This window comes from Maribacter sp. ACAM166, from assembly GCF_005771495.1.
Classification (GTDB): Bacteria; Bacteroidota; Bacteroidia; order Flavobacteriales; family Flavobacteriaceae; genus Maribacter.
Genome location: NZ_VAUW01000023.1, coordinates 1 through 21,505 on the forward strand (window position 1 = coordinate 1; position 21,505 = coordinate 21,505).

General features: G+C 35.1%; 21 protein-coding genes and 1 pseudogene. 8 read left to right on the forward strand and 14 right to left on the reverse strand.

Annotated elements, in window-relative coordinates; translation table 11 throughout:
• On the reverse strand, positions 1-96 hold a 96-nt coding region (locus ES765_RS22965; protein WP_171017281.1), incomplete at its 3' end, for a transposase.
• A 70-nt stretch (positions 97-166) separates the two neighbouring features.
• Here ES765_RS22965 and ES765_RS14350 point away from each other — a divergent pair.
• Positions 167-529 (forward strand): annotated as a pseudogene (locus ES765_RS14350) (radical SAM protein); the annotation flags it as partial.
• Positions 530-601: 72 nt separating this feature from the next.
• Here ES765_RS14350 and ES765_RS14355 read toward each other — a convergent pair.
• The 3 genes from ES765_RS14355 to ES765_RS14360 all read right to left on the reverse strand — a co-directional run bounded on the left by ES765_RS14355 (position 602) and on the right by ES765_RS14360 (position 4,156).
• Positions 602-2,335 (reverse strand): amidohydrolase, encoded by a 1,734-nt coding sequence (locus ES765_RS14355; RefSeq protein WP_138115007.1) that lies wholly within the window; start codon positions 2,333-2,335, stop codon positions 602-604.
• Between the two features lie 173 nt (positions 2,336-2,508).
• On the reverse strand, positions 2,509-2,643 hold the full coding sequence (locus ES765_RS22605) for a hypothetical protein (RefSeq protein WP_262710688.1): 135 nt from the start codon (positions 2,641-2,643) through the stop codon (positions 2,509-2,511).
• Positions 2,644-3,049: 406 nt separating this feature from the next.
• The gene (locus ES765_RS14360; RefSeq protein ID WP_138115008.1) at positions 3,050-4,156 is read right to left on the reverse strand and encodes a cellulase family glycosylhydrolase; all 1,107 of its coding nucleotides are present in this window, start codon (positions 4,154-4,156) and stop codon (positions 3,050-3,052) included.
• A gap of 368 nt (positions 4,157-4,524) precedes the next feature.
• Here ES765_RS14360 and ES765_RS14365 point away from each other — a divergent pair, with 368 nt between their 5' ends.
• Positions 4,525-5,958 carry a glycosyltransferase gene (locus tag ES765_RS14365; RefSeq protein WP_138115009.1) on the forward strand — a complete coding sequence of 478 codons (1,434 nt, stop codon included), beginning with the start codon at positions 4,525-4,527 and terminating at the stop codon, positions 5,956-5,958.
• A gap of 106 nt (positions 5,959-6,064) precedes the next feature.
• Here ES765_RS14365 and ES765_RS14370 read toward each other — a convergent pair whose 3' ends face one another.
• The 3 genes from ES765_RS14370 to ES765_RS14380 form a co-directional block, all read right to left on the reverse strand.
• The gene (locus ES765_RS14370; protein WP_138115010.1) at positions 6,065-6,751 is read right to left on the reverse strand and encodes an HD domain-containing protein; all 687 of its coding nucleotides are present in this window, start codon (positions 6,749-6,751) and stop codon (positions 6,065-6,067) included.
• Complete coding sequence (locus ES765_RS14375) at positions 6,748-7,332, reverse strand: lysophospholipid acyltransferase family protein (RefSeq protein ID WP_317131421.1); 585 nt, start codon at positions 7,330-7,332, stop codon at positions 6,748-6,750. Before ES765_RS14375 ends, ES765_RS14370 begins: the two co-directional genes overlap by 4 nt.
• 238 nt (positions 7,333-7,570) lie before the next feature.
• Positions 7,571-7,981: a BrxA/BrxB family bacilliredoxin gene (locus tag ES765_RS14380; RefSeq protein WP_138115012.1), complete on the reverse strand. Its 411-nt coding sequence runs from the start codon at positions 7,979-7,981 to the stop codon at positions 7,571-7,573.
• Between the two features lie 129 nt (positions 7,982-8,110).
• Between ES765_RS14380 and ES765_RS14385 the strand changes: the two genes are divergently transcribed.
• From ES765_RS14385 to ES765_RS14400, 4 genes are all read left to right on the forward strand, one after another.
• Positions 8,111-8,851: a TerB family tellurite resistance protein gene (locus tag ES765_RS14385; protein WP_138115013.1), complete on the forward strand. Its 741-nt coding sequence runs from the start codon at positions 8,111-8,113 to the stop codon at positions 8,849-8,851.
• Positions 8,852-8,983: 132 nt separating this feature from the next.
• Positions 8,984-9,571, forward strand: a complete 588-nt coding sequence (locus ES765_RS14390) for a HupE/UreJ family protein (RefSeq protein ID WP_317131422.1) — start codon at positions 8,984-8,986, stop codon at positions 9,569-9,571.
• 86 nt (positions 9,572-9,657) lie between these two features.
• A complete protein-coding gene (locus tag ES765_RS14395) occupies positions 9,658-10,095 on the forward strand; it encodes a deoxycytidylate deaminase (protein WP_138115014.1) in 438 nt (145 codons plus the stop codon).
• A gap of 14 nt (positions 10,096-10,109) precedes the next feature.
• Positions 10,110-11,735, forward strand: coding sequence for a S41 family peptidase (locus ES765_RS14400; RefSeq protein WP_138115015.1), 1,626 nt, complete (start codon positions 10,110-10,112; stop codon positions 11,733-11,735).
• On the opposite strand, the gene ES765_RS14405 is transcribed toward ES765_RS14400, so the two are convergent.
• Together ES765_RS14405 and ES765_RS14410 are read right to left on the reverse strand one after the other, a co-directional pair.
• Positions 11,732-11,935, reverse strand: a complete 204-nt coding sequence (locus ES765_RS14405; RefSeq protein WP_138115016.1) for a hypothetical protein — start codon at positions 11,933-11,935, stop codon at positions 11,732-11,734. The two genes, ES765_RS14400 and ES765_RS14405, sit on opposite strands and share 4 nt — an antisense overlap.
• A 37-nt stretch (positions 11,936-11,972) precedes the next feature.
• Entirely contained in the window at positions 11,973-12,551 is a 579-nt protein-coding gene (locus ES765_RS14410; RefSeq protein ID WP_138115017.1) for a MarC family protein, read from the reverse strand.
• Between the two features lie 115 nt (positions 12,552-12,666).
• Between ES765_RS14410 and ES765_RS14415 the strand changes: the two genes are divergently transcribed.
• On the forward strand, positions 12,667-13,236 hold the full coding sequence (locus ES765_RS14415; protein ID WP_138115018.1) for a DUF3109 family protein: 570 nt from the start codon (positions 12,667-12,669) through the stop codon (positions 13,234-13,236).
• Here ES765_RS14415 and ES765_RS14420 read toward each other — a convergent pair.
• Positions 13,229-15,133, reverse strand: a complete 1,905-nt coding sequence (locus tag ES765_RS14420; protein ID WP_138115019.1) for a tetratricopeptide repeat protein — start codon at positions 15,131-15,133, stop codon at positions 13,229-13,231. The genes ES765_RS14415 and ES765_RS14420 overlap by 8 nt on opposite strands.
• A gap of 80 nt (positions 15,134-15,213) precedes the next feature.
• Positions 15,214-15,948 (reverse strand): LytR/AlgR family response regulator transcription factor, encoded by a 735-nt coding sequence (locus ES765_RS14425; protein ID WP_138115020.1) that lies wholly within the window; start codon positions 15,946-15,948, stop codon positions 15,214-15,216.
• Positions 15,949-16,406: 458 nt separating this feature from the next.
• Between ES765_RS14425 and ES765_RS14430 the strand changes: the two genes are divergently transcribed.
• Positions 16,407-16,799: a hypothetical protein gene (locus ES765_RS14430; protein ID WP_138115021.1), complete on the forward strand. Its 393-nt coding sequence runs from the start codon at positions 16,407-16,409 to the stop codon at positions 16,797-16,799.
• Between the two features lie 1,345 nt (positions 16,800-18,144).
• Here the strand turns inward: ES765_RS14430 and ES765_RS14435 are convergent.
• The 3 genes from ES765_RS14435 to ES765_RS14445 form a co-directional block, all read right to left on the reverse strand.
• Entirely contained in the window at positions 18,145-19,062 is a 918-nt protein-coding gene (locus tag ES765_RS14435) for a hydroxypyruvate isomerase family protein (RefSeq protein WP_138115022.1), read from the reverse strand.
• An 80-nt stretch (positions 19,063-19,142) separates the two neighbouring features.
• Positions 19,143-19,790: a gluconate 2-dehydrogenase subunit 3 family protein gene (locus ES765_RS14440; protein ID WP_138115023.1), complete on the reverse strand. Its 648-nt coding sequence runs from the start codon at positions 19,788-19,790 to the stop codon at positions 19,143-19,145.
• Positions 19,790-21,502 (reverse strand): GMC oxidoreductase, encoded by a 1,713-nt coding sequence (locus tag ES765_RS14445; RefSeq protein WP_138115024.1) that lies wholly within the window; start codon positions 21,500-21,502, stop codon positions 19,790-19,792. Before ES765_RS14445 ends, ES765_RS14440 begins: the two co-directional genes overlap by 1 nt.
• Between the last annotated feature and the right edge of the window lie 3 nt (positions 21,503-21,505).

Sequence of the window (21,505 nt, forward strand, 5' to 3'; positions counted from 1 at the left end):
ACCTAACTCTCTCGATACATCTCCTACCGACCTTCCTTGTTCATTTTCCTTTAGAGCTTTAATAATCTGGCTCTCGCTAAACTTGCTGCTTTTCATGATGACAGTTTGAATTTAAAGTTAGTAAATTCGAATTATTAACTGTCCTACTTATGGGGAAGCCTACACTATGTTGGAACCCATTATACCAGGAATAAACAGTCATGAAATATTAAACTTGGCAAAGGCGGTATCTAAAAATGGCGCAGTATCAATGGCATTCACAATTGTACGGCTAAATGGCGCGATAGGTGAAATTTTTACCGATTGGATAAAGAAAACCTTACCCAATAAAGCGGATAAGGTTTTACATCAAATACAAGATTGTCATGGCGGCAGTTTAAACGATAGTCGGTTTGGTGTACTCGGTAAAGGGGAAGGTAAAATAGCGACACAAATTCAGGATATGGTGCGTTTGGCCAAACGCATTTGTTTTAAGAACAAAGAGTTTCCTAAACTGAATACCCATTTACACGAACCCTATAAAGATTAACAATTGAAATTATTTAAAATCTTTTTCTTTTTAAGCTAGAGAAAAATAAATTTCTATAAATAGCACTATCCGCTAGTTTGAATCAGTGTTGGTGTAAACCACGTTGCCATCAAAAATGGTCATTGCTATTTCTGTATCTAAAAGTTGATTTTCATCTACCTTCATAATGTCTTGATTATAGATGGTGAAATCGGCCAATTTGCCAACTCTGATCGATCCTTTTATGTCTTCTTCAAAAGCACCATAAGCAGCATCTAAGGTGTATGATCTTAACGCTTGTTCTCTGGTCATTTTCTGTTCTGGTTCATAACCACCTTCTGGGGTTCCTTTTAATGTTTTACGACTAACACTAGCATAAAAACTGGCGATGGGGTTTAATGGTTCTACAGGAACATCTGTACCGTTCACAATCGGAATACCACTTTTTAATAATGCTTGCCACATATAGGCACCCTCAACAATTCTCTTCTCACCCAACCGGTCTATGGCCCATGACCTATCTGAAGACATGTGAACGGCCTGCATGGCAGGTATAACCCCTAATGCTGCAAAACGGGGAATATCATCTGGATGTAAATGTTGCGCATGTTCGATACGGAATCTATGGTCGGTTGTTAATTCAGGTAATTCTGTAAAAGCGGCTTCATAACGGTCTAGTATTTCTCTATTGGCACGATCACCAATAGCATGTGAGCAAACTTGAAACCCATTCTGTAAACCGTTTAAAGCTGTTTCTTTAACAAATTCCATGGGGAGTGTTTCATGACCAAAATGCCCTGGCCTATCTGTATATTCCTCCAATAGCCAAGCCCCGCGGGATCCTAACGCTCCATCACAGTTTAATTTAACCGAACGGATGGTGAACAAATTATCTGGGTCTATTCGAGGACCCTTTTCATACCATTCTTTGAGTAAATCTTTATCCCACCCAGTTAGCATTGCGTACAGACGAATACCCATTTTATCGGCCGTCTTCATTTCGTCATAAAGAGCAATGGTTTCTTTACCGATACCTGCATCATGAAAACCAGTTATGCCATTTCTATGACACGCAGCTACGGCAAGTTCAAAAGCTTTACTGTTTTTTTCTGGGGTACTCTCTGGAATATGTTTTGTAATCAAGGTAGTGGCTAGTTCGTTGAAGACACCTGTTGGCGTGCCTAGTTCATCACGAATGACTTCCCCACCTTCAACCTCAAATTTATCGACTCCATCCTTCGATAATATTTCAAGTCCTGCAATTTCCATAGCTTTTGCATTAGCAAAACCGGCATGGCCACTGGCATGGCTTAAGTAAACAGGATTGTCTGGTGAAATCTCGCTTAGTTTATAATGTGTTTGAAAACCATTTACGGTATTTACGGGCATTGAGTCCCATTTGCTTTGATGCCATCCCCTACCGGTAATCCATTCTCCTGGGGCTGCTTTTTTAACCTCTTCGGCTACGGCATCCACGATTTCTTGGTAACTGGTGGTGTTCATTAAATCTAAGTTCAGTTCATTGTAACCCAATCCCATAAAATGACCATGCCCTTCTATTAGACCCGGAGTCATCGTTTTCCCGGCCAGATCAATCAGTTGGGTTTGGGCGCCTTTGAATTTTTCCGCTTCGGCAAAACTTCCGGCAAAAAGAATGGTATCGCCATGTGTAGCTACTGCCTCTACCATTGCTTGTGTAGAATCTACGGTATAAATAGGACCGCCATAAATAAGTAAGGTAGCTGAAGTTTTATTAGGGCCTGAGCAGGCGGCTAGAATAAGAAAACAAAAAGATAAGCTGTAGAAAATGGACTTTTTTGATTGCATGTGTGTTGGGTATTTAATACTACGTTTAAATTATAAGGAAGTAATATTTATATAAATATATGAAAAGGAGTTAGTCCTTTAATTGTTTTACTAGAACAACTAAAGAAGAATTACTGTCAACACCTGATTTAGCTATATTTATTTGCTCATCTTTTCCATTTTTAAAGGTTTTGTTACAGGGGTTGACCTATGAAGTTTATGGATTGTCCTTCTGATGAAACTCTATTTGTATCATCGGCTACTTCTTGTATTTCTAAAGAGGACATGTCTTCACTTGGCGCTTCTATAGTTGTTATTAGTTTGTGCATTGAGTCCAATATCCATTAAAATAGGATATAAATACCCAATGTGTATTTTAAATAATTTATGTTTCAAAGTCAGTTCGAGTGCTGTATTTTTTAAATCTTTCATTAAAAAATAGGGTGTATCGAGAACTTTTTAAAGCCTAAATCGATTCTCGATACATTTTTTCTATTTTTTTTCGAAAAAAATGCTTGAAGTGACTCTCATTTCAGATAATCTAATCATAATGAACAATGGGTTATAATTGTGTTTATGAACCTTGCTCTTAATAGTCTTGAAAATCAACTCTACATCTGTTATAATACCATTGTAACCATAAATAGGATAAAGAATGCTATATTTTTTTGACGTAAAGTATTTAGTCTATTCCAAATGATGAAGATTAAGACTTGATGTATAGATTAATTTACACTATTTGACCCCCGTTAATTCCATAATCAAATCAACTTCCTCTTGTTTATATGGAGTGCCATCTGTTCTGAAAATTTCGTGAAACCAAAGTTCTGGTTCAGAACCATCTGGTATGGGTTTATCCCATGCATATTTGGTATTCGATTTTCCCTCTACAAGCCCCCAACTGATTGCGCCAATATTTTCTTTTTTCAAAATAGGCATAATATTGCTGAATAAGCTGTTATGTTTACGTGCCATATATTCGGTACAAATTAGAGGTCTGTTGTATTGTTTTAAAGAATCTATAACATCTTGATGACTGATTTCATCGTTGTAATTGTGATAGGTAATCACATCAGAATGTTTTACTTGAAACGTATTCAAGTCGGGTAAATCTAGGTTCCATACTCCGACAGATAGCGGTTGTAACGGATTTACCGCTCTAGCCCATTCAAATACATTTTTTAAAAGAGGTAAGGATTTGTTTTTGTATCCGGAATTTCCAGGCTCATTGTACAAATCCCAAAGAAGCACCCTTTTATCATCCTTAAAAGAGGTTAAAATATCTTTGGTATAGGTTTCAAGAATAGGCATTAAATCTTTTGAAGTAAACAACAAATCACCCGGATCACGTACCCAACCCGAATTGTGTATTCCCGGTTTAGGTTCTGGCTGCTTCCCTGCTTCGTAGGTGGGATTCCAGCAATCATCAAAGATCACAAAAATGGTGGTAATGTTATGCTTATCAGCAATAGTTAGATACGTTTTAACTCTTTCTTTAAACCCTTGCTTGTCTACTTCCCACGCCACATGATGCAGATATACGCGCATGCAATTAAGCCCAATATCAGCAGCCCAACTTAATTCCCTATCTATAGTTTCTGGGTCAAAACTTTCCTCTTGCCAAAATTCCAATTGATTTATGGCGGTACTCGGATTGAAATTGGCACCGCGTAGCCATGGTTTTTTTTCTGCCCATGCATTGGCTTTTTCTTCTGACCAACGTTCATTTATAGCTATTGGTTTCTTGTGTTTTTGATTCTTTTTCGCCTCTTGTTTACAGGAATATAAAAATCCTATCGTAATTAAGCCTAGGTATAATAGAATACTTTTAGTTTTTAGCATACGCTGTTGTAAGGGTTGATTATGATTTCTCAAGTAAGGTACAAAAAAGTGCCTTGGGGTTTAAGAAGGCTTAAGTGTTTCATTTCGTATTAAAAGCTTCGATTTCTTAGTAACTGCTGTAATGCTCGCCATCAGAAATTTTGGTTCTTTAATAATCATACAACAGGCACAAAATTGTTGTTTTGTTTCAGCTTAAGGAAAGTTTATACGAAAAGAGAAGATGGTAGAAATCTTTAAAAAGAGATGATTTTAAATAAATAGGAAATAACTAGATATACGAGTACATCTGATTTTAAAGAAAAAGTTTTGTTAAAGTAAAATCCAAAGAAGAACTATATACGTATTACATCTGAATAGTAGAACCATTTATGAGAACCAAGAATACTGCCAAAAACGAATTAAATATTCTGAACCAGCAAAATAGGGAGACCAAAAAGGGGTCATTTTTTTTAAGAATTAAACAGATTGTTGAGAATGCCAATGCATGGGGTATTTTCGTGTTAGGGAGCACATTTGTGTTAATGTTCGGTTCTGCTTATTTAGCCTATATTTTACAAAACGATTTTACTCAATTACACCTTGAAAGAAGAAGTACTTTAATCGGTCTTATTTTTATGACTATAGCTGTAGCGTTTTTTGTTTTTAAATTGAGCTTCTTTGTCTACACCTTTACACGGTTTTTAAAATATAAGGCGATATCTTCAGTATCGAATGATGAGTTGCCAATGGTAACTGTAATAGTGCCAGCCTATAATGAAGGCAAGCAAGTTTGGGCTACTTTAAAGAGTCTAGCTGAAAGTGATTATCCAGAACATAAAGTACAGTTGTTGGCTATCGATGATGGTAGTAAAGATGATACTTGGAAATGGATGTTAGAGGCAAAGGAGGAATTGGGAGATCGTGTGTCGATTTGTCAACAACCAAAAAACATGGGAAAACGCCATGCTTTGTACAGAGGTTTTAATGAAGGTACAGGAGAAATTTTTGTCACTGTTGATAGTGATTCAATCGTAGATAAAGACACCTTAAGAAATTTAGTAAGTCCTTTTATCGTTGATGAAAATTGTGGTGCGGTAGCAGGTAATATTCGTGTTCTGAATAATAAGGATGCACTTTTACCCAAGATGTTAGATGTGAGTTTCGCACTTAGTTTTGAATTTGTACGTTCTTCTGAAAGTACGTTGAATTCTGTGTTATGTACGCCAGGAGCATTAGCTGCTTACAGGGCGACAGCGGTGTTTGCTTGTTTAGATGATTGGATCAATCAAACTTTTATGGGGCAACCTTCAGATATTGGTGAGGATAGAGCGATGACGAATATGATTTTGAAACAAGGATTTCATGTTTTATTTCAAAGAAATGCTTATGCGTATACCAATGTTCCGGAACAGTATCAGGGATTATACAAGATGTTTATTAGATGGGGTAGAAGTAATGTTCGTGAGAATATTCAAATGTCTAAATATGTGTTCACGAATTTTAGAAAAGGACAAAAGGCAGGGACAAGGGTATTATTCTTTAGCCAATTTTCGAGAATTGTACTTTGTTACCCATTCGTATTATTCATGCTAGTATTTGTGGTTACACACCCTTTGTTATTTTTAAGTTCAACATTTGTAAGTATATTGGTATTGTCGACTTTTCCAGTTTTGTTTTATGCTAAACGATATACATTTATAGAGTCTCTTTGGGCCTATTCATATAGTGTTCTATATACGTTTGGTTTATTCTGGATTACTCCATATGCTATTGCAACTGCAAGTAGAAGAGGTTGGTTGACTAGAGACTTGTCTCAGAAATAAAAAGGGTTTTAAGGTCTTAAAAGTGCTTCAATATTTTTATATTGAAGCACTTTTTTTTTGACCTAAATCCAAACTAAAAATTAGTGAGTATTTTAATTGAAAGTAATTACTGCTTTAAGTTTTTATAGAACAGCGGATTCCATTCTTTATAAAATTGCTCTAAATAATCTAGCATGAATTGATGTCTTTCCTTAGCTATTCGTTTTCCAGTTTTAGTATTCATTTTTTCCTTTAACAACAATAGCTTTTCGTAGAAATGATTGATTGTGGGTGCGTTGGACTTTTTGTATTGCTCTTTGGTCATTTCAAGATTGGGAGGTATGCTGGGGTCATAAAGCGTTCTGTTCTTGAATCCACCGTAATTGAACGCACGGGCAATTCCTACAGCTCCGATAGCATCTAAACGGTCTGCATCTTGAACAACGTGTAGTTCCATGGATGAAAATATTTTCTGTTTACTATTGTCGCCAGCTAAACCTGCTTTGAATGAACTATATTTTATAATTTTCACCACATGGTCTATAGTGCTTTTCGATGCGCCCATAGATGATAAAAAATCTTCTGCCATTTGCGGCCCTAGCGATTCATTGCCGTCGTTAAATTTGGCGTCTGCAATATCATGTAATAGCGCACCAAGACTTACTACTAAAAGGTCAACTTTTTCTTCTTTTGAAATTAGAATGCTATTATTGAATACACGTTCAATATGAAACCAATCGTGTCCTCCTTCTGCGTTTTGCAAGGTTTCTTTAACAAAGGTGGTCGTTTCTTCTATAAGTTCAGTATCGGTCATTTAAAAGAGTTTACGCCAGAGGTTACCGAAGCTTCGATTTGAGAGATAAGTTCGTCTAAATTGCCTTGGTTTTCTATAGGTTGTTGTACATCAAAAGAAATCTTTGCGCCTAAGCCCATAGGAAATTGTCCATAACGAACCAATTTCCAAGAATTATTAATACTAATGGGAACCACCAATGCAGAGGGTGCATTTTTAAGGAGCATTTTCAAACCCATGGGTTTAAATGGTTTTGGGTGACCATCTCTACTTCTGGTTCCTTCAGGGAAAATAACGGCACTTCTATTGTGTTTTTCGATATAGTTTCCAAGTTTTCCAATTTCCTTTAAGGCAGATTTTCCATCATTCCGGTCAATTAAAGCTGAACCACCATGAACTAGGTTAAATGATACACTTGGTATACCTTTTCCCAATTCTTTTTTACTTACAAATTTCGTATGGTGTTTTCGCAAGTACCATATAATTGGGGAAATATCATACATGCTCTGATGATTGGTCACTATAATTAAAGGCCTATTAACAGGTAACTCATGGTTATTGGTAAACCTATACGTAGTTCCCAAAATATTTGTACTTCGCATGAGAAACAAATTGAGAACACTTACTGTTTGTTTTAATCCCTGATATCCAAAGATTTTAAACGTTAACCATTGTATAGGGTGAAAAATGAGCAAACAGAGACCAAATGCTACAAAGAATATGGGTGTTATGGTATAAGAAATCAATTTCTGCATGGTACAAAAATAAAAAACCGCTCCATTGGAGCGGTTTTTTAAAGCTATTATTTTTTATTCGTTTTTAGCTTAGGCTAAAATAACTCTAGCAAAACTCATCATAAGCTTGCGCCAAGTTTTGTGTAATCATTTCAGCTGGTCTTCCTTCAATGTGATGACGTTCGATCATATGAACTAACTCACCATCTTTAAACAAAGCCATACAAGGAGATGATGGAGGGAAAGGAACCATAAGGTTTCTTGCCGCATTTACAGCCTCTATATCTACACCTGCAAACACAGTAACTGCATAATCAGGTTTTTTATCATTTTGCAAGCTCATTTTGGCTGCGGGTCTAGCGTTGGCAGCTGCGCAACCACAAACAGAATTTACAACTACTAACGTAGTTCCTTCTTTTTTGATGGCATTTGCTACTGCATCCGCTGTATGTAATTCTTCAAATCCGGCTGAGGCCAGATCATCTCTCATTGGTTTTACTAATTCCGAAGGGTACATATTGTTTTATTTAAATTTATCAATTACAAAGGTAACCAATTAGTTATAGAGGTGCTTCTGACCTTAACTTTTCCTTAGTGGTACTTTCTAGTGGTATTATTTTATCTTTGGCGAAATTGAAAATAGAACATGATTAAATGGTTGGGAGCCTTGGTTGGCTTTTTTGTTAGAGGTTTGTCGGGAGCAGTTTTAGGATTTTTTGCCGGCAGTATTATAGATGGTTTTTTTGGTAATAATAAAAGTAGTGCGCGTACAGTCTTTCAAGATTATACAAGACCTAATGTGTCACCCGCAGATTTTGAATTGAATTTACTTTCGTTATGTTCCATTGTAATTAAAGCAGATGGACAAGTGAGTCAATCTGAAATGGATTATGTGCGACAGTACTTTGTGGGCACTTATGGCAAGGATAAGGCTAATACAATCTTCAGAACTTTCAATGAAGTCAATAAAAAAAGGGAAATATCTGCCCAAGATACCTGTAGGTTTTTAGTGCAACGAACACGGTATGAAGTACGTTTGCAGTTACTACATTTTTTGTTTGGCATTGCCCAGGCAGATGGGAGTATTAGTAATCCTGAAATTCAAAAAATTCGAGAAATATCGGGATACCTCAAAGTGTCGTTAAATGAATTCGAAAGTATTAAGGCAATGTTCATTAAATCTGCCGACAATTCCTATAAGATATTAGATGTTGATAAATCTGCAACAGATGCAGAAATTAAAAAGGCATACCGAGTAATGGCTAAGAAATATCATCCAGATCTTGTGAATACGAAAGATGAGGCTATTAAAAAAGGTGCTGAGGAAAAATTCAAACAGGTGCAAGCAGCATATGAAACCATTCAAAAAGAACGCGGTTTAAATTAATTTTAGTCGGTCTAAAACGGTGATTAGTTTTTGAATTTAAGACTGAATTATTTGCTATTGCTATTGCTATTGCTATTGCTAATGTGAAATTGACTAGCCCAATGTGACACTGTTAAATTCGATACAAATCATATGATACAAGAATTTTGGTTTTATGTACAATTAGGACTACAACATGTATTAGATATTAATGCGTACGACCATATATTATTTTTAACCGCATTAGCACTGCCTTTTACATTCAACAGTTGGAAAAATGTAGTGCTATTGGTAACAATTTTTACTCTTACCCATTGTCTGGCATTGGTTTTATCTGTTTACGAATTGATTAGTATTGATGTAAGTTGGATTGAATTTTTGATACCAGTTACTATATTCTTGACTGCTATTTTTAATATGGTTTACAGTCAAGAACAAAATGAGAATAATCAAATTCTGTTTCCTGTGTTTGCAACTGGCTTCTTTGGTTTAATTCATGGTTTTGGATTTTCAAACTACTTTAAGATGATGATTATGGGCGAGGAGGATAAATTCGGACCATTGTTCGGTTTCGCCTCTGGAATAGAAATTTCTCAAGTGATTATCGTTTTATTGGTTCTCGCATTGGCATTTGTAGTTCAATCTATATTTAATATAAAACAACGTTTATTCGTTTTGGTAGGCAGTATATTTATTATGTTGGTAACCCTCCCGTTGTTATATCAAACAATACCATTTTAAGATTGTTAAATTTTAGCCTAAGATATTGATCTTGCGTAACAAAGCAGGTACCTTAGTGCTGTATACGTGCGAGAAGCATGGTGAAAATGAAGAAAGTAAAACAAACAAAGTACGATAAGGCCTATTTACGAATGGCTAAGGAATGGGGTAAATTATCATCATGCACAAGAAAGCAGGTAGGCGCTATTATTGTTAAAGATCGAATGATAATTTCTGATGGCTATAATGGAACACCTACCGGATTTGAGAATTTTTGTGAAGATGAAGATGGGTATACAAAGTGGTATGTTTTACATGCAGAAGCTAATGCGATTCTTAAGGTTGCCAGTTCCACTCAGTCATGTCAAGGGGCAACCCTATATATAACATTATCTCCATGTAGGGAATGCAGCAAGTTGATTCATCAGTCTGGCATTAAACGAGTAGTATACCAAATCGGATATAAAGACGATTCAGGGTTAAAATTTTTGGAAAAGGCAGGAGTCGAAATAGAACACATGCCAGAAATAAATGTTGTTATCTAACGTTAGAGCTAAAGATGAACAAAAAAAATAATTTTCTATTACCATTGATTATTTCTGCAGCTATAGCTCTAGGTGTTTTTATTGGTGGGAAACTTAGTTTTAACGATACGCCAGAAAGACTTTTCTCCACCAATTCTAAAAAGGATAAGCTAAATAGACTTATAGATTATATTGATTACGAATATGTTGATGAAGTCAATACCGACAGTATTGTAGATGTTACTGTAAATAGTATTCTTGAAAAACTTGATCCCCATTCGGTATATATTTCTGAAAAGGAAATGGACCGTGTCTCTGAGAATATGAAGGGCGATTTTGTAGGTATCGGTATAAATTTCTATGCGTATCGCGATACGATTACGGTAATTAAAACTGTTAAAGACGGACCAAGCTATTTAAAAGGAATTTTACCGGGAGACCGCATCTTAATGGCAAACAAAGACACTTTGTTTGGAAAGGAATACCCAAGTGAGGCCATTGTAGATAAGTTAAAGGGGAAAAAGGGAACCTCGGTCAACCTCTTGGTGTATAGAAAAGCTGAAAACAAGACGTTCAGTGTAAATGTAAAACGGGGTATTGTCCCTTTAAAAAGCGTAGAATCTTTTTATATGCTTACCAAAGACATGGGCTATATTAAGGTAAATCGCTTTGCAGAATCAACCTACAAGGAGTTTAAAAAGGCCTTGTTTAAATTACAAAAAGAAGGCGCTAAAAAACTAGTTTTAGATTTAAGGGATAATCCTGGTGGTTATTTAGGGATGGCCGAAGAAATGGCCGATGAGTTCCTAGTAGATGGTAAACTTATCTTATTTACCAAAAATAAAAAAGGAAATATAAATAAGAGCTATGCTACAGATGAGGGCAGTTTTGAGGATAAACCAATTTATGTATTAATCAATGAAAGGTCGGCTTCTGCTAGCGAAATCGTTGCAGGTGCATTACAGGATAATGATATTGGCACGATAGTAGGTCGTCGTTCATTTGGTAAAGGGTTGGTTCAACGAGAAATGCCATTAGGTGATGGTTCTGCAGTGCGTTTAACGGTATCTAGATATTATACCCCAACAGGGCGTAGTATTCAAAAGACCTATGCAAAAGGAATCAAAGATTATTACCAGCGTTTTACAGACCGCTTTCATAGTGGTGAAATGATTTCTGTAGACAGCATTAAGGTAGCAGATTCTTTAAAATTTGTCACACCAAAAGGTAAGGTAGTATATGGTGGAGGTGGTATTATCCCAGATGTATTTGTCCCAATAGGGACGAATGAAGAAGAGGCTGTGGAGAGTATGGATAGCTTAGGCTTTTTATCCTTTTTTGTATTTGAACATTTAGAAGAAGACCGTGAAAGGTATCACCAATACACTCAAGAAGAGTTTGTGAATGATTTTCAGGTAGACGATATTTTGTTTGAAAAATTTGTGGTGTATTCTGTAGATAGAAACTTAAGAATGAACTTCTATGATTATGAGTACAGTATTAAGCGGTTTTTAAAGGCAAGCATAGCAGAACAATTATTCAACGCCAATATTCATGCAAAAATAAAGGCCGATGAAGATGCCATGCTTCAAAAAGTATTAGAATTGGATAGCGAAAAAATTCAGCAAAAAGAAGCTGGGTTAATAAAAGCCCAAAATTAATCTTTGTTTATCTTATCCTGAATCTTTCTGCTTGTTAAGAATACTAAAAGCAGAATAATTGCACATAATGATGCCATAATACCAATAAGTGCAATGGTGCTATTCTTTTCAAATGGATCTACGAAATTCACTAACGTTAAATTATAGGCAATTAAACCTAGTGCGATAACTATGAATATAATGGATAACGTCTTGCTCATACACTAATTTTTTATAAAAGTACAACCTTCTTTTCGGCTAGAAAAGCTGATTAATGTTAGCGGCGAACAATTTTACTGCGATAGCCATAAGAATAACGCCGAATACCTTACGGATAACATTTACGCCACCTGTTCCTAACATTCTCTCAATTTTCACAGATGACTTAAGTACTATAAAAACAAAAATGATATTTACGATAATTGCTACTATAATATTTTCAACATGGTATTCTGCCCTTAAAGAAAGTAGTGAGGTTAAGGTTCCTGCGCCGGCAATCAATGGAAAAGCTATTGGTACAATAGATGCACTCTCTGGTTCTTCGTCTTTATATAAAGTTATACCCAAAATCATTTCTATAGCCAAAAAAAAGAGAATAAATGCACCTGCTACGGCAAATGAGTTTACATCGATACCTATAAGGTTTAATATTTCCTCACCAAGAAACAAAAAGGCTACCATTATTATGGCGGCAACAACAGAGGCTTTTTCAGATTGAATATGTCCAACTTTGTTTCTAAGCCCAATAATAATGGGAATACTTCCTAAAATATCAATAACAGCAAAGAGAACCATACTCGCTGTAACAATCTCTCTAAGATTAAAACGAAATTCCATAATGAAAATTTTTGCAAAATTACGCTTATAAATATCGGTTTTGATGTTTATTCTTAAAATATTCTAAGGGCATTTTTTTTCAAAAAAATGTATCTTGCGGCAATTAAATTAAGCCATGTTTCAATTAGGTAAAACCATAGTGTCAGAAGAAATTATTGAAAACGATTTTGTTTGCAATCTTAGTGCGTGTAAAGGGGGGTGTTGTGTAGATGGGGAAGCTGGTGCGCCAGTTGAAGACGATGAAACTGAAATTATGGTGGATATCTATTCAAAGGTAAAACCATTTTTACGCCCCGAAGGTATTAAGATAATCGAAGAGCATGGTGCTTTCGTGAAAGGTGAAGATGGTGAGTGGGAGACACCGTTAGTTAATGGAAGTGAATGTGCTTATGTGATTTTTGATGATCGCAAAATAGCTAAATGTGGTATAGAGGAAGCTTATAACCAAGGTAAGATTAAATGGAAAAAGCCTGTTTCTTGTGAGCTTTATCCTGTTAGGGTTCGAGAGTATACCGAGTTAACTGCCGTAAATTATCACAAATGGAGTATCTGCGATCCAGCTTGTGCATTGGGCGAAGAGTTAAAAGTTCCAGTTTACAAGTTTGTAAAAGAGGCCTTGATTCGAAAATTCGGTAAATCTTGGTATAAGGAACTAGAAGAAGTAGCAGCGGAGCATCTTAAATAGTGGGTATATAAATAATAATTTGTGTTCCAGTAGGATTATTTTCTTCATCGTATTTATCAATGATTTCTACTTGAAAATAATTCTCATAATCACGTGAAAAATTAGCTAAGCGTTCTTTAGTAATATCTATTCCAACCGATTTTCTTTTTAAAACTTTGCCGTTCTTAATCTTTTCTGCGGCATCTCTGCCCACCCCATTATCGATTATCATTATTTCGATAAATCCGTTTTTGCCTTTTTTAATCTCTAGGTCAATATGTTTAGCACCAGCCTTAGAAGAGAGTCCGTGCCACAGGGCGTTTTCTAAAAAGGGTTGTAGAATTAAAGAAGGTATTTTAATGTTTTGTGTATTGATATCATCCTTTATATAAATATTGAATTTAATCTCATTAGAGAATCTAATGTTTTCAATATTCATGTATAGCTCTACAGTTTCTAATTCTTCTGCTAATGATATTTCTTTTTGAGATGAGGCTTCAAGTATTTTACGAACTAATTTCGAAAATTTATTAAGATAGTGCACGGCATTCTTTTTCTCATTATTGATAATGTACAGTTTTATTGAATTCAGAGAATTAAATAAAAAATGAGGATTCATTTGACTACGTAACATGCTCTGTTCTAGGGTTAGAAGTTTCTTCTCTGCATTCAATTGGCTTTGCCTGTAAAGAATGTATAGGATACCGATAAGTAAGACCAGAAAAATACCAATTATGATTAACATGGTTCGGTTCTTTCTTAATTTTAAACGAACAGATTCGTTTTCTTCGGCTAATCTTTCAAATTGATTGGCTCTTATTTGAGATTCATACCGCAAGATCATATCATTAACATACCTTAGGTTAAGGGAGTTTGTAATACTTTCTTCATATTTTTTAGATTCTTTGAAATAGCGCATGCCTTTTTCATAATCATCTCGTTTGATCCAAAGTTCTGATAGAAACTTGTTGGCTTCTGCAATTTCAGAATCTATATCATAGCTTTTGGCCAAAACAAGACCTTTCTCTAAATTCAATTCTGCTGATTCATAGTCTCCGAAACGTATAAAGGCCCATCCTAAATTAATATAAATAGTTGTAATTATTTTTTTGTCGCCTAACGCTATGGCCTTCTTTAGGTTTGTTTGAAAGAGGGTAATTGCTTCATTTATTCTACCTATATGTACATATACGTGAGCAATGCTGTAGTTGCAAATAATCTTACCTTTTTCAGAATCGATGATTTCGTTATAAACGAGAGATTTTCTAAAATTTTGAAGTGCAGGTTCTAATTGGCCTTGGGCTTCGTAGCATTCACCTAAATTTTGATGATTGATGGCTAGGCCTAGTTTGTTATCTAGCTCTTTTTCTAAAATCATTGATTGTTCAAACTTTTCTATTGCAAGGTCATATTGCTCTAACATCTGGTAGATGTTGCCAATACTATTAAGAGAAACGTTGATGCTTCGTTTTAATCCAACACTCGGCTCAGACACCGTTTCTGCTAATTCTAATGCTTCTTGACTATAATCTAGGGCAGATTTAATAGCATCCGTTCTTCTATGAGTTACACTTATCATATTTAAGCTATAGACTCTAAATTCTATACTATTGGCTTCTATTGATATTTTTAATGCCTCCTTAAATAACGTTAATGCCCTTGGGTATAAGGAAATATTCCGATAAATTCTGCCTAATTGATTATTCGCATAAGCTTGACCATATAAATATTTTTTGTCTTTTGATTTATAGTCAAGGTATTTTAATAAGGTGCTATCTTGTCTGTATTGACGTAAAACCTTATCTATTTCTCGATAGGTTTTTGGGGCTGCTGAGATTAAACTATCAACCTTGTTTTTGAATGTGGGTGTAAGCTTTTGCGAAAAATTAATGTTTGAGAATAAAAAAAACAGTAACATACAAAACAGTAATTGAAACCTAGTTTTGTGCTTTAGTATTCGTATCGGGTGCGAGTATTTTAGAATAGCCATAAATAAATCTACAACATATCTAAAAAATCTGATTTTTTCTGTCTTGAAACGGGAATTTTATGGTTAGACTTTAGAACAACGTAACCATCGGTTTTTAAGAATTCTTTTATTTTATTTAGGTTAACAATGTATGAATTATGAATGCGAAAAAAGGAGTCTGAAGGAAGTAATTCATTTACCTCTTTTAACTTTTTGGTGAGAAGTATTTTTTGCCCGTCAGTTAAGAATATCGTACTGTAATTACCATCTGATTCTGCGTATAAAATCTCATCACTTTCAAGAAATATCAATTTTCCATCTGTATTAAGGGTAATTCTATTATGAGACGATTTAGAATTTAAATTTAATAATGCCATTTCCAATTTTTCAACAGAGAAGTTTTTGTTATTAAACTTTTTTATTTTGACTATTGTCTCTTTCAAATCATCTGTATCTATTGGTTTTAATAAGTAATCTAAAGCTTCATTTTTAATTGCCTTTAGTGCATATTGGTTATATGCTGTCGTAATAACTACAGGGAAGTTTTTGTTGGTAAGTTTTTGAATAAACTGAAATCCATCCATAGTGGGCATTTCAATATCAAGAAAAAGACAATCGGGTGTGTTTTTTTCTAAATATTTTAGGGCATCATGGGGATTTGTGAACGAGGCAATAACATTTATTTCATCACTGAAATTAGTAAGTTCCCAAGTTAAACTTTGCAACGCTTTTATTTCATCATCGACTATGACAGCTTGTAGCATAAATGTAGTGGTATCAAGTTAGAAAGTTAGGAAAAAATAGGGGCTTGATTCGTGCTCCAGTATAATATTGTATCAATGGATGCGGTTTTGGTGTAATTGGTTCAAATAACGCTAATTATGTTTCTATTTGAAAATCGTTTTTTTGAAAGAAAAGCATTACAAGACTATTTAGATAGGGATTATTTTAAGGTTAGTAATATCCGATTACACAATAAAAAGCACAATTTATACAATATCGAGGTAGGTCTTTTCATCTTAATATACCTTTAACATGCACGTTAGAATTATTTTAAATCTAATTAACATGAGAAAATGCGGCTTAATGTTTGGTTTATTGATTATAGTCTTGGTAATTGCTTCTAAGGTTACGCAGGCAGATGAAAATGAAAATTTAGTAGTAGCACTTGAGTTACAAGTTAAGCAACCATAATATAGTTCTTTCGTCAAATATGCTATCTATGATTCAATTAATGAGTAAGTCTTTAAGGATTTTTTTTTTAGGTATTACTCCACTGTTTCTAGCCGCTTGTGTTTCAAAAACAGATCGTGTTTACTCTAATCTTGATAGTGGAGTTAATCAATTCGAATTCTCAGGACCAGTGAATTATAATAGTGTTGGTTCAGGATTTTCTCAAAATATAGTTGAAAATGATGTATTCACAAATGAAGTGAATATTCTTAAATTGAATTTTAAGTCTAAATATAATTCTCATTTAGATTTGATTCAATTTCTCATCTCTCCAAATCCGTTAGGAGCTAATCATCTTTCTGCTGGTATATATGAAATTAAGAATCTGAACCAGTTGATTAAACGATATAATGGAGTAGAGTGTATGGTTTTGCCAATTTAGGAGGGTTGGTAAGTTGCTTTTTTTGTTAAAATAGGGACGATGACTGACAATAAAAATGAGACCGTTGGAGTAGTGGGAGGTCTAAAAGTAAAGTTTGAAAATGCGTACAAAGAGTCTTTTATTTATAAAAGGTTTTTTTTAACGCTGATTAAATAATAAATACCAAAGAGAAGTACGGTCCGTTATAAGGTAGTGTATGTTATTTTATTTCTGATGTTTTGAGCGCCAAAATAAGTGAGGTTTACGTCTTGTACGTAGCATTACAATCTAAGAAAAGGTTTCGGGGGAACTACCTTTATTAGACTTGGTGGGCATTTTTCATAACATGAGCATTGGAGGGATCGTACAATTTTGGTAATATCAACTGCAATTCTTATTCTTTCTACTTAAACAACTTAGTTTGAGACATAGCAACGAGATGTCTATACATAGAGTGGTGTTTTATTGGTCAAAGTCAGTTATTGAATTTGTTCATGGAACATCGCACTTTGAACAGGTATGTATTACTTACGTATCAACGCGGCAGTAGATGCGATTACGTTACAATAGACAAGATCAAAAAAAAGAAGCGCTGGTAGCTGTAGAATCTGAAGTGGTAATATCAGTTTTTATTGAATAGGTAGGGGTTGAAGGAGCTGCTTATAAAGTAATTCCCTAAGCGGAGTTGGATAATTTAGCCTTTGTCTTCACAAGAAATGAAAGAATTAATTGGTAGGACCAAAGGAGGTCAAACTGAGGACGATTTTTTAATAGAAGTAAATAAAAAGGACCTCTAATCAAAGAGGTCCTTTTTATTTGTGGCTAAAGTTTAGTTTATGTAATGGAGTTTTTAATTATCGTTTTTGAGGTAGGGCTTTAAAACCGTTGTGAACAACAAAGCAACTACGTATATGATTAATACTGTGATATAAGGATCCATAGTATTGAAATTTAAGGCAATAGATTATGTTCGGTTAGTATATCAGTATTGGTTACGGGAACTTAATAAAATTATTGAATAAACTGCTAAAGTTTAACTTGTAGTTATTTTTAATAAGTTGCCATTGAGAATTTAATTTCATTCGAAAAATCTCAAAAGAATTGGACTGTACCTTTATATATATATAATAAGATAATTTAGAGGCCAATAATAAACAGGCGTAGACGATTAATGTGTATAGGTATGGGGACATACACAAAAGAACGAAATAGTAGGCTATCTCTTACATTTTGCGAGTGCAGTTCATCGAAAGGTATGTTTTTTTCGTTGAAATACATGTTTCGACTCTTTGTATTAGCGATTTGAGTAATATTGTAATCAAGGAATTTTAGCGATATTTCGAATGATTCTCGTAAATAATAGATATTATAAAAAACTATCCTCGTGCTTGTAAGCTTCTAGAACTGCCAACTCACCATCTTTACCTTGTTTTGAGTTTCCATGCTCCATACCAAGAACTCCATTAAAACCTTTTTCATGTATCCATTTAAAGACGTTACGGTAATTGATTTCACCTGTGGTAGGTTCGTTTCTTCCCGGATTATCCCCAATTTGTATATAGGCTATTTCATTCCAAGTAAGGTTCATATTATGTATTAGATGACCTTCATTCTTTTGCATATGATAGATATCATACAGTATTTTGCACGCGGGACTATTTACACCCTTACATATCAAATAAGTTTGTTCAGAAGTCTGTAGGTGAAGATTAGGCGAGTCTGATAGTGGTTCTAAGACCATTGTCAGTCCATGTGGTTCAAAAATCTCTGCACCACGACGTAAGGCTTCGATAACATTGGCATTCTGAATACCAATAGGTAAATTTCTTTCATAACCGCCAGGCACAACGGTCATCCATTTGGCATTTACGCGTTTTGCTACGTCTACGGCTTTTCGGCATCCATCTAAAAAAATATCTAGATGCTCCTGTTTGCCTGCTGCTAGGGTGTTTTCCATATTCCCGCCTTTATCAACAACGAAAACGCCCATAGTCATACCTCGTTTTGCTAAAGTTTCACCCATTTTTTCTTGTAGGGCTATATCTCGCTTCATCATATTATTATCCTCAAATGCAGTAAATCCTTGATCTGCCATAAAATTTATTTGATCAATGGGGCCTTCACCAGCGAGATGTTTGAACATGCCTAAATGTGGTGCGTATTTCAAATTAAATTTATACGCATTTACAGAACTATTTAAGGTATTGGCATAAGATAAGGTACTGCCAATTGAAATAGCCCCTGTGCTTAAGGCTGTTTTTTGAATAAAACTTCTTCTTTTCATAACTATAGGGTTTAAACAAAAAAGCCAAGGGAATATAAAATCTTCCTCTTGGCTTTTTGATTGATAAATTATTTACAGGTTTATAAGGACCAGTCCTTGCCACCGGTAAGCTCTTGAACATCTGCACAGGCAATATACTCGCCTGGTATCGGTAAATATACCAAAACTTCCTCTCCAACATATTCAGAGGCCTTATAGCCCCAAATGACCATTCCTCGTAAATTATTTGCAAAGGCGAACCTAGTTGTAGCTTCATCAAGTGTAGAAGTTTTACCTTCTGCGATAGCTTTTGTATAACTGGTTATGGACTCAAGCATTTTTGTTTGGTCTTCTTTGGAAAACTTTAATGAACTAGATAGTACTGGCTCTAAATCATCAGCAGTTAAATCATCAGCTTTTTCTTTTCCAGAAGCTGCTAACGTTTTATCCAAAAATTTTCCCATTGACATTTTGAAAAAATCTTGTTGCTCTTTCTCCATCACGTCATTGGCGAACTTGTCAATAAAAATATCGACCTGAACTTCTGATGCAGATGGTGTATCTGTTTTTGGCAAAATAATGTCCACTAATTTGGTTAGAACATTACCTTCTTCTTGTGTTAAGAATTCGGGTGTCCAAGTAATAGCAGGTTCACTTTTGCAACTTTGTACAATTCCTAATAGAGTTGGGGTTGCCACTATATATCCAAGTGACAGTCCCATATTCTTCAATACGCGTCTTCTATCCATTATATATTTCCTTTTTTAAGTTCTTTAACCGCATGGTCTGCAGCTCTAGCCGTAAAGGCCATGTATGTTAATGATGGATTTACACAACTCGCTGAAGTCATGAAAGACCCATCCGTTACATAAACGTTAGATACATCATGTAACTGGTTGTTCCCGTTTAAAACAGATGTTTTTCTATCTCTACCCATGCGGGCAGTTCCCATTTCATGAATCCCTAAACCTAAAGCACTCTCATTATCGTAGCCTTTTACTTCTCTAAGTCCGGCTTTTTTCAACATTTCAACAGCCGACTCTAGTATGTCCTTACGCATTTTTAGTTCATTTTCTTGAAGCTCAGCATCAAAAGTAACGGTAGGTAGACCCCAATCATCCAATTTGTCATAGTCTAATGTAAATCTATTGTTTTCGTAAGGAAGCACTTCTCCAAAGCCCATCATCCCAAAGGTCCATCCCCCTGGTTTTAAAACAGCTTCTTTTAATTCTTTTCCATGAGAAAGCTCGGCTATAGTTTCTTCCCAATCACCTCTTGAGGCACCACCTTGATAACCAAATCCTCGTTTATAATCGGTTCTATCGGTATCGCCACCTATATTTCTAAATCTAGGAATATAGATGCCACTTGGTTTTCTTCCTTTATAATATTTATCCTCAAACCCATCAAATTTACCAGAAGCACCTACCTGTAGTTGATGATCCATAATATTACGTCCTAATTGATCAGACTCATTACCCATACCATTAGGGAATGTATCAGATTTTGATTGCATTAATATCGAGGTCGACGCAATTGCAGAGGCACAAAGAAATATTACTTTGGCCTTAAACTCAAAAGTTTCTTTAGTTATACTATCTATTACCCTAACACCTGTTGCTTTTTTTGTTTTAGGGTCATACATTACTTCATGTACTATAGAATCTGGTCTAAGTGTCATATTGCCGGTAGCTTCTGCTGCTGGCAAAGTAGAAGAAAGACTACTGAAATAAGCGCCAAAAGGACACCCTCTTATACATCTGTTTCTATATTGACATTTACTTCTGCCGTCAAACTGTTTCGTCCCTGTTAAGTGAGCAGTACGGCCCGCCGTTACCACACGACCATCAAAATTTTCGGATACTTTTTCCTTTATATGTTCCTCAACACAGTTAAGCTCCATCATAGGTAAAAAGTCACTATCAGGTAACTGTGGTAAATTTAATGCTTCACCACTGACCCCAATATAATTTTCAACTTTAGAATACCACGGTGCAATATCTTTATACCTTACGGGCCAGTCAATGGCGACACTTTCTTTTTTATTAGCATTAAAATCGATATCACTCCAACGGTAACTTTGACGCCCCCATTGTAAAGAACGACCTCCTAAATGATAACCTCGCATCCAATCAAAACGTTTCGTTTCGTTATATGGATGCTCTTTGTCATTTACAAACCACATATGGCTTGCTTGATTCGTAGTGTACCCAGTTCTATTTTGTTTGGGTTGTTGCTCAATTATCTCCTTCGTAGCGGCACCACCATTTGGAAAATCCCAAGGATCTTTATTTGCGGTGACATAGTCATCTATATGCTTTACCATTCGACCACGTTCTAAAACCAATGTTTTTAGGCCTGCCTCACATAATTCTTTTGCGGCCCAACCACCACTAATACCTGTTCCTACAACAATAGCGTCGTAGGATTCTTGCTCGTTATTGTAATAAAATTTGCTCATAAA

Coding starts and splice junctions, on each gene's coding strand:
- ES765_RS14415 (WP_138115018.1), top strand. CDS start 12,667: ATGTTTCAATTAGGTAAAACCATAGTGTCAGAAGAAATTATTGAAAAC.
- ES765_RS14420 (WP_138115019.1), bottom strand. CDS start 15,133: ATGTTACTGTTTTTTTTATTCTCAAACATTAATTTTTCGCAAAAGCTT.
- ES765_RS14360 (WP_138115008.1), bottom strand. CDS start 4,156: ATGCTAAAAACTAAAAGTATTCTATTATACCTAGGCTTAATTACGATA.
- ES765_RS14355 (WP_138115007.1), bottom strand. CDS start 2,335: ATGCAATCAAAAAAGTCCATTTTCTACAGCTTATCTTTTTGTTTTCTT.
- ES765_RS14395 (WP_138115014.1), top strand. CDS start 9,658: ATGAAGAAAGTAAAACAAACAAAGTACGATAAGGCCTATTTACGAATG.
- ES765_RS14445 (WP_138115024.1), bottom strand. CDS start 21,502: ATGAGCAAATTTTATTACAATAACGAGCAAGAATCCTACGACGCTATT.
- ES765_RS14435 (WP_138115022.1), bottom strand. CDS start 19,062: ATGAAAAGAAGAAGTTTTATTCAAAAAACAGCCTTAAGCACAGGGGCT.
- ES765_RS14425 (WP_138115020.1), bottom strand. CDS start 15,948: ATGCTACAAGCTGTCATAGTCGATGATGAAATAAAAGCGTTGCAAAGT.
- ES765_RS14365 (WP_138115009.1), top strand. CDS start 4,525: ATGAGAACCAAGAATACTGCCAAAAACGAATTAAATATTCTGAACCAG.
- ES765_RS14400 (WP_138115015.1), top strand. CDS start 10,110: ATGAACAAAAAAAATAATTTTCTATTACCATTGATTATTTCTGCAGCT.
- ES765_RS14370 (WP_138115010.1), bottom strand. CDS start 6,751: ATGACCGATACTGAACTTATAGAAGAAACGACCACCTTTGTTAAAGAA.
- ES765_RS14405 (WP_138115016.1), bottom strand. CDS start 11,935: ATGAGCAAGACGTTATCCATTATATTCATAGTTATCGCACTAGGTTTA.
- ES765_RS14410 (WP_138115017.1), bottom strand. CDS start 12,551: ATGGAATTTCGTTTTAATCTTAGAGAGATTGTTACAGCGAGTATGGTT.
- ES765_RS22605 (WP_262710688.1), bottom strand. CDS start 2,643: ATGCACAAACTAATAACAACTATAGAAGCGCCAAGTGAAGACATGTCC.
- ES765_RS14380 (WP_138115012.1), bottom strand. CDS start 7,981: ATGTACCCTTCGGAATTAGTAAAACCAATGAGAGATGATCTGGCCTCA.
- ES765_RS14440 (WP_138115023.1), bottom strand. CDS start 19,790: ATGGATAGAAGACGCGTATTGAAGAATATGGGACTGTCACTTGGATAT.
- ES765_RS14430 (WP_138115021.1), top strand. CDS start 16,407: ATGATTCAATTAATGAGTAAGTCTTTAAGGATTTTTTTTTTAGGTATT.
- ES765_RS14390 (WP_317131422.1), top strand. CDS start 8,984: ATGATACAAGAATTTTGGTTTTATGTACAATTAGGACTACAACATGTA.
- ES765_RS14385 (WP_138115013.1), top strand. CDS start 8,111: ATGATTAAATGGTTGGGAGCCTTGGTTGGCTTTTTTGTTAGAGGTTTG.
- ES765_RS14375 (WP_317131421.1), bottom strand. CDS start 7,332: ATGCGAAGTACAAATATTTTGGGAACTACGTATAGGTTTACCAATAAC.